We start from the raw sequence: 8502 nt of genomic DNA, 5'->3' as shown, positions 1-8502 counted from the left end.
AGCTCGGCATAACTCAGTCGCTGTTCACCGGAAAGCACCGCCACAGCCTGCGGCGACCGCAAAACCTGCGCCTCGAACAGACCATGAATGCTTTGCTGAAGGTCATAGCCGACTTCGGTCGCATTGAAGTGATGCAACAAATACCGACGCTCATCCTCGGCCAGCACGTCCACCTGCTCCAGCAGCGCCTGATCATTGGCGACCATGGCCTGCAACAGCTGCTGCAAGTAACCGGCATAACGCTGAACCGTCGATTGATCGAACAGCGCCGTGGCGTATTCCAGCGAACCCCGGATCACGCCTTGCGCCTCGCCCAAGGTCAGCGACAGATCAAACTTGGCAAAGTGACTCGGCTCGGCCACGCCTTCGAGCGTCAGGTCACCGAGGGCCAGCGTCGCGCCGCTGCCGCTGTCCCAGCTAAGCAGCGTCTGGAACAACGGGCTGTGGGACAGGCTGCGCACCGGCCGGGTGATTTCCACCACCTGCTCGAACGGCAGATCCTGATGGGCCTGCGCTTGCAGCGTGCACGCCTTGACCCGCGCCAGCAACGCCTCGACGCTCAGCGCGCCCGAGGTGTCGATGCGCACGGCCAACGTGTTGACGAACAGCCCGATCAGCCCTTCGATTTCCGCCCGGTTACGGTTGGCGACCGGCGAGCCGATCACCACGTCCGATTGCCCGGACAAGCGTCCGAGCAACATCGCCCACGCGCTCATCACCGCCATATACGGCGTCACGCCATGCCGCTGACACAGCGTCTTGAGACCTGCGCTCAAACGTTCATCCAGCCGGATGTCGACACTGCTGCCGGCGTAGTCCTGCCGGGCCGGGCGTGGACGGTCGGTCGGCAGCATCAACAGCGCCGGCGCACCGGCCAGGGTCTGCTGCCAGTAATCGCTCTGCCGTTGCAAGACTTCACCGCTCAACCAGCGGCGCTGCCACACGGCGTAATCGGTGTACTGCAACGCCAGCGGCGGCAGCGGATCGGCCTCGTCATGGCTGAACGCCTGATACAGCGCCATCAATTCGCGGGTCAGCACCCCCATCGACCAGCCATCGGAGACGATGTGGTGCAGGGTCAGCAACAGCACATGATGATCATCGGCGAGTCGCACCAGACGCCCGCGAATCAGCGGATCGTCCTGTAAATCGAACGGCCCCGACGCTTCGCCCTGAATCAGCGCCTGCAAGGTTTCGTCGGCCTGCGGGTGCTGGCGCAAGTCCTCGACCCGCAACAGCACACCGCTGTCGAGGGGCGCGATCAGCACCTGGGCTTCTTCGTTGAACTGGGCGAAACGGCTGCGCAGGGTTTCGTGACGCTCGACGATCCGCGCCAGTGCCCGTTGCAGGGCCGCTTCGTCGAGCCGACCGCGCAGGCGCAGGCCGAGGGGAATGTTGTAGGCGGTATTGGCGCCCTCCAGTTGCGCCATGAACCACAAGCGTTGCTGGGCGAACGACAACGGCAGCGCGCCCTCGCGTGGCACCGGCCTGATCGCCGGTTGCGTGCAGCGTCCGGACTCGGCCAGCACCTCGGCCAAGGCGGCGAGCTCAGCATTGGCGAACAGCTCGGCGAGGGTCAGTTCCACGCCCAGTCGCTGGCGTACCTGAGACAGCATGCGCATCGCCAGCAGCGAGTGACCGCCCAATTCGAAGAAGTGATCCTGACGCCCGACCTGTTCGACTTGCAGCACTTCGGCCCAGATCTGCGCCAACGTGGTTTCCAGTTCACCTTGCGGCGCCTGATAGTCGCGGGCGAACAAGGCGCTGCGATCCGGCGCGGGCAACGCCTTGCGATCGACTTTGCCGTTGGCAGTCAGTGGCAAGGCGTCGAGTCTGACAAAGGCTGCCGGCACCATGTATTCCGGCAACTGGCTCAGCAGATGCGCCCGCAGCTCCGCCACGGCCAGCGGTTCGACCTGTGGCTGTTCGGTGAAATACGCCACCAGCCGCACTTGGCCAGGTTCGTCTTCGCGGGCTAGCAACACCGCTTCCTGGATGCCGGGCAACTGGTTGAGGCGGGTTTCGATTTCGCCCAGCTCGACACGCACACCACGGATCTTCACCTGATCGTCGTTGCGCCCCAGGTACTCGATGGAACCGTCGGCGCGCCATCGGGCCAGGTCGCCTGTGCGATACATGCGCCCATGATTGAACGGGTCGTTTACAAAACGTTCTTCGGTCAGGTCCGGACGATTCAGGTAACCCCGAGCCACACCGGCGCCGCCTGCATAAAGCTCCCCGGCCACGCCGACCGGTACCGGACGCAGTTGCTCATCGAGCAGGTACACCGTCGCGTTGGCAATCGGTTTGCCAATGTGCAACGCCTGCCCCGCTTCGACGATGCCCGAGGTGGCAACCACCGTGGCCTCGGTCGGGCCGTAGTTGTTCACCACATCGAACGACTGCTGGCGGTTGAACTGACGCAAGCGGTCGCCGCCGATCAGCAGCGTGCGCAAGGTCGGGTGTTCGAGGTTCTGGCTGAAGGCGTATTCGGCCACCGGTGTCGGCAGGAAGCTCACGTCCAGCGGCTGCGCGCGCCACCAGTCGAGCAGCGCGTCCACGTCTTCGCTGCCATCGCGGGCCGGCGCAAGGTGCAGGGTCGCACCGGCACACAGGGCCGGCCAGACTTCCCAGGCCATGGCGTCGAAGCCGAACCCGGCAAGGCTTGAAGTGTGGCGGCCCGCACACAGGTCGAACGCCCGGCAGTGCCAGTCGACGAGGTTGCTCAGGGTGTGGTGTTCGACCATCACGCCTTTGGGCAGACCGGTGGAGCCCGAGGTGTAGATGACGTAGGCCAGGTGCTCGCTGGTCAGGCCCGGCACCTGCGGATTGCCGGGTTCGGTGTCCGGCCAGCCCTGCAAATCGAGGTCGATCACCGGTACATCGAGCGCCGGCAGGCGTTCACGCAAATCACTCAGGCACAACACGGCCACTGGCGCACTGTCGCTCAGCAGATAGTTCAAACGCTCCGCCGGGTGCGCTGGATCCACCGGCACGTAACCGGCCCCCGCCTTGAGAATGGCCACCAGCCCGATCAGCGTGTCGAGCCCGCGCCGGGCAACGATGGCCACCCGATCATCGGCGCGAACACCCAGCCCGATCAGGTGATGGGCCAGGGTATTGGCCTGTCGGTTCAGCTCGGCAAAGGTCAACGCCTGCCCCTGGCAGACTGCCGCAACCGCTTCGGGTCGCTCGATCACTTGCGCTTCGAATCGCTGCGCAATCGTCAGCCCCGACACAAATTCCGCGTGCGTGTCGTTGAACGCAACCAGCAACTGTTCACGCTCGTGAGCCGGAACCATGTCCAGTTGTTCCAGCGCCGCCTGATCGTTGGCAACCATCCCGCGCAGCAATTGCTCGAAGTAGCCGGCGTAACGCTGGATCGTCGACTGATCGAACAACGCCGTGGCGTATTCCAGCACGCCGCGAATGCCCTCGCGGGTTTCGCCCAGGGTCAGCGACAGGTCGAACTTGGCGAAACGGGTCGGACCGGCCACGCTTTCCAGCGCCAGTTCACCCAGCTCCAGCGCCGGCCCGACGCTGTTCTCCCAGCTCAGGGTGTTCTGGAACAACGGACTGTGGGAAAGACTGCGCGCCGGTCGGGTGACTTCCACCACCTGCTCGAACGGCAGGTCCTGATGGGCCTGTGCCTCAAGCGTGCACGCCTTGACCCGGGCCAGCAGCGCCTCGACGCTGATCCCGCCGGAGGTGTCGATGCGCAGGGCCAGGGTATTGATGAACAGCCCGATCAAGCCTTCGATTTCCGCCCGGCCACGGTTGGCAATCGGCGAGCCAATCACCACGTCCGATTGCCCGGACAAGCGACCGAGCAACAGCGCCCAGGCGCTCACCATCGTCATGTACATCGTCACGCCGTGCCGCTGGCTCAGCGCCTTGAGCCCGGCGCTCAGTGGCCCGTCCAGCCGGAACTCGACACTGCTGCCGGTGTAATCCTGTTGCGCCGGACGCGGACGATCGGTCGGCAGCACCAGCAAGGTCGGGGCCCCGGCCAGATTCTGCTGCCAGTAATCGCTCTGCCGTTGCAGCACTTCGCCGCTCAACCAGCGGCGTTGCCAGATCGCGTAATCGGCATATTGCAGCGCCAGTGGCGGTAGCGGATCGGCCTCGCCATGACTGAACGCCTGATACAGCGCCATCAGTTCACGGGTCAGCACGCCCATCGACCAACCATCGGAGATGATGTGGTGCAGGGTCAACAGCAATACATGGTGATCGTCGGCCAGCCGCACCAGTCGCCCGCGAATCAACGGATCGTTCTGCAACTCGAACGGTGTCGAAGCCTGTTCACGGATCAATGCCTGCATGGCTTCGTCGGCGCGTGAATGCTGACGCAGATCCTCGACCCGCAGCAGGCCGCTGTCGACCGCCGCAATCATCACCTGCACCTCATCGTCATGCGGAACAAAACGGCTGCGCAGGGTTTCGTGACGCTCGACGATCCGCGCCAATGCCTGTTGCAGCGCCACCTCGTCGAGATGGCCGTGCAAACGCAGACCCAGCGGAATGTTGTAGGCGGTGTTGACCCCTTCCATGCGCGCCAGAAACCACAGCCGTTGCTGGGCGAACGACAACGGCAGCGCGCCGTCGCGAGGCACTGGGACAATCGCCGGTTGCGAGCTGCGCCCGGCCTGGTCCAGCACCTCGGCGACCGCCGCCAGTTCGGCATTGGCGAACAACTCGCTCAGTACCAGTTCAACGCCCAGGCGCTGGCGAACCTGGGACACCATGCGCATCGCCAGCAGCGAATGCCCCCCCAGTTCGAAGAAGTGATCCCGGCGCCCGACCCGCTCGACCTGCAGCACTTCGCCCCAGATTCGCGCCAGCGTAGTTTCCAACTCGCCTTGCGGTGCTTCGTACTCGCGAGTGAACAGCGCCGCGCGATCCGGCGCCGGCAAGGCTTTGCGGTCAACCTTGCCGTTGGCGGTCAGCGGCAATGCGTCCAGTCGCACGAATGCCGCCGGCACCATGTACTCGGGCAACTGCGCCAGCAGGCAAGCACGCAGCTCAGCCACCGGTTGCGGTTCGACCTGAGCCTGTTCGGTGTAATAGGCGACGAGACGCGGCTGGCCGGGTTCGTCTTCGCGGGCCAGCAATACCGCTTCCTGAATACCGGGGAACTGGTTGAGCCGGGTTTCAATTTCCCCCAGCTCGATGCGCACGCCGCGAATCTTCACCTGGTCGTCGTTGCGTCCCAGGTACTCGAGAGTCCCGTCGCTCTGCCAGCGCGCCAGGTCACCCGTGCGGTACATGCGCCCGCTGTTGAACGGATCGTCGAGAAAGCGCTCGGCCGTCAGTTCCGGACGATTCAGATAACCCCGGGCAACCCCGGCGCCCCCGACATACAACTCCCCCGCCACCCCGATGGGCACCGGACGTTGCTGGTCATCCAGCAAATAGACCGTGGCATTGCTCACCGGCCGACCGATGTGCAGCGCCTGCCCGGCGTCGACCTTGCCCGAGGTCGCCACCACCGTGGCTTCGGTGGGACCGTAGTTGTTGATCACATCGAAGTGCTGGTGACGGCTGAACTGCCGCAGGCGATCTCCGCCGATCAGCAGCGTGCGCAAGGTCGGGTGTTCGAGGTTTTGACTGAAAGCGTATTCGGCCACCGGAGTGGGCAGGAAGCTCACGTCCAGCGGCTGCGCGCGCCACCAGTCGAGCAAGGCGTCGATGTCTTCGTTGCCGTCGCGGGTCGGCGCCAGGTGCAGGGTCGCACCGGCACACAGGGCCGGCCAGACTTCCCAGGCCATGGCGTCGAAGCCGAATCCGGCAAGGCTTGAAGTGTGGCGGCCGGCACACAGATCGAACGCGCCACAGTGCCAGTCGATGAGGTTGGACAGGGTGCGGTGTTCGACCATCACGCCCTTGGGCAACCCGGTCGAGCCCGAGGTGTAGATCACGTAGGCCAGATGCTCGTTGGTCAATCCCGGCACCCGCGGGTCGAGGGCCAGGCTCAGCGGCCAGGAATGGCGGTCGAGGTCGATCACCGGGACGTCCAGTGTCGGCAACCGATCACGCAGATCACTCTGGGTCAGCACCACCACCGGGGCGCTGTCGCTGAGCAGGTAGCTCAGGCGCTCGGCCGGATGCGCCGGGTCGAGCGGCACGTAACCGGCCCCGGCCTTGAGAATCGCCAGCAGTCCGGCCAGCGTGTCGAGCCCGCGTCGAGCGACGATGGCCACGCGATCATCGGGGCGAACGCCCAGGCTGATCAGATGATGGGCCAGGGCGTTGGCGTGCAGGTTCAGCTCGGCATAGGTCACGTGTTCACCGAGGAACACTGCCGCCACCGCTTCCGGCCGTTCGATGACTTGCGCCTCGAAACGTTGGTGAATGGTCAGCCCTTGCGGGTAGTCGGCCCGGGTCGCATTGAAGCCGCGCAAAATCTGCTCGCGCTCCGCCTCCGGCAGGATCGGCACCTGGCTGATCGGCGAATCCGGTGCCTGTTCCAGCGCGGACACCAGGCCGTTCAGGGCACCGCGCATGTAATCGCACACCCGCTGCGGATCGACCTCAGTGGTGGCGAGCAAGGTCAGGCTGAAGGCGTCGCCGAGGTCATCGATACTCAGGGTCAGCGGGTAATTGGTGCGCTCTTCCGAGTGCAGAGTAGTGATGCCTTCCCACGCGGAAAGGGTTTGCGCGCTGGCCGACCCGGCGCCGTGGCTGTGACGGTAATTGAGCAAGGCGCTGAACAGCGGCGTCGGCGCAGCCACACTGCTGCAGCGCTGGGCCAGCGCCAGCGGCGCGTGTTCATGGCGCATCAAGGTGGTCAGGCGCGCGTGGGTCGCCTGCACGGCGATGCGTACGCTCTGGGTGTCGACATCGACCCGCACCGGCAAGGTGTTGATGAAAATGCCCAGCGCCCGGTCAGTCGCTTCGGCCCCTTGCAGTCGCCCCATCAACACTGTGCCGAACACCACGCGTTGCTTGCTGGCGAGCGTGGCCAGCACCTGCGCCCAGGCCAGGTGGAACAGACTGGCCGCGCTCACCCCGAGCTGCCGCGCCTGCCCCCGCAGGCGTTGGCCCAAGGCCGCTTCCACCGGCACGCTCAACTCGGTGATGCCGTGCCCGTCGCCCTGCACATCCTGCAAGCCGAACGGTAAGGTCGGCTCGTCGATATCGCCGAGCATGTCGCGGAAGAACGCCTCGTGCTCGCTCTCGCTGACACCCAGTCGCGCCTGCGCCACGTAGTCACGAAACGCGACCGGCCGGCCCAGCAGATTGCCCTGCCCCGTGAGGAACGCGCGCATCTCATGGCGCACCACATCGAGGGCCGAGTGATCCAGCGCCATGTGATGGAACAGCAGCGTCGCAACGACTCGTTGCCCGGCTTCGTCCCACGCATGGGCCAGACGCATCATCGGTGCCCGGCCCACATCCATGCGAAATTCCCGGGCATCGAAACGCTCGTGCAAATACGCCAGCGCATCGCCTTCGGCATCGATCTCTTCCACCGGCAATTCAGCGTGACGCCAGACCACTTGCTGCGGTGTATCCAGTCCATCCCAGACCACCGCCGTACGGAGAATGTCATGGCGATCGATCACGGCCTGCAAAGCCTCAACGAACGCGTCCAAGCGCCCGCGATCGGCAAAGGCGAAATGCGCTTGCATCACGTATGGGTCGCCCTGCGTGGCGCTGACATGGTGATAAAGAATGCCTTCCTGCAACGGCGCCAGCGGGTAGATGTCCTGCACATTGGCGGCGCCACCCGGCACGTCGGCAACCAGACGGTCGATGGTCACCTGATCAAGTTCGGCCAGGGTCAGCATCGCCGGGCTGATGCGCGTGGTTCCGGGGGCAATGCCATTGGCCGGCACGTCGACCTGGCCGCTCTTGGTCGCTGAATATTGCCCGGCCTTGATCAGCTCGATCAGCGCCGGTTTGTGCTCGCGCAGCAACGCCAGCACCGCCGGATCACTCAGCGCCTGTTTGTTGCCCTGGACGCGCAACTGGTCGTCGGTGACCGCCAACTGGATGTCTTTAGCCTTGAGTGTTGCCAACAGTTCGATCACGTTCACAGGACGATCTCCATTCTTTCCGTAATTGCGGCGTAACCGGCCAGGGTCGGTTGTTCGAACAACGCCCTGACCTCCGCTTCCATGCCTTCCTGACGTAACCGGCCGATCAGACTGACCGCCAGCAATGAGTGCCCGCCCAGTTCAAAAAAGTTGTCGTGGCGTCCTACCCGTTCCACGTTGAGCAATTCGGCCCAGAGTCCGGCGAGGAGAATTTCCACCTCGCCGACCGGGGCTTCGTATTCGCGGGTGATGGCAGCACTCTGATCCGGCGCCGGCAAGGCCTTGCGGTCGAGCTTGCCGTTGGGGCTCAGTGGCAGCGCACCCAGGTGCACGAATACCGCCGGCACCATGTAATCCGGCAAATGTTCCAGCAGGTGACCGCGCAACACGTCGATTACCAGTCGTGCGCCGGTGTAATAGGCGACCAGACGCTTGTCCCCCGGCACATCTTCGCGGGCCA

2 protein-coding genes are annotated in these 8502 nt (G+C 64.7%); both read right to left on the bottom strand.

All coding sequences use genetic code 11. The features are described 5' to 3' along the window. On the bottom strand, positions 1-8042 hold an 8042-nt coding region (locus QRN46_RS28590), incomplete at its 3' end, for a non-ribosomal peptide synthetase (RefSeq protein ID WP_285358784.1). Beyond that, the coding region (locus tag QRN46_RS28585; protein ID WP_285358783.1) for a phosphopantetheine-binding protein at positions 8039-8502 on the bottom strand (464 nt) is incomplete at its 5' end. The genes QRN46_RS28585 and QRN46_RS28590, both read right to left, overlap by 4 nt.

The organism is Pseudomonas sp. lyk4-R2A-10, from assembly GCF_030209075.1.
Classification (GTDB): Bacteria; Pseudomonadota; Gammaproteobacteria; order Pseudomonadales; family Pseudomonadaceae; genus Aquipseudomonas; species Aquipseudomonas glycinae.
This window is presented reverse-complemented; position numbering and strand designations above follow the sequence as displayed.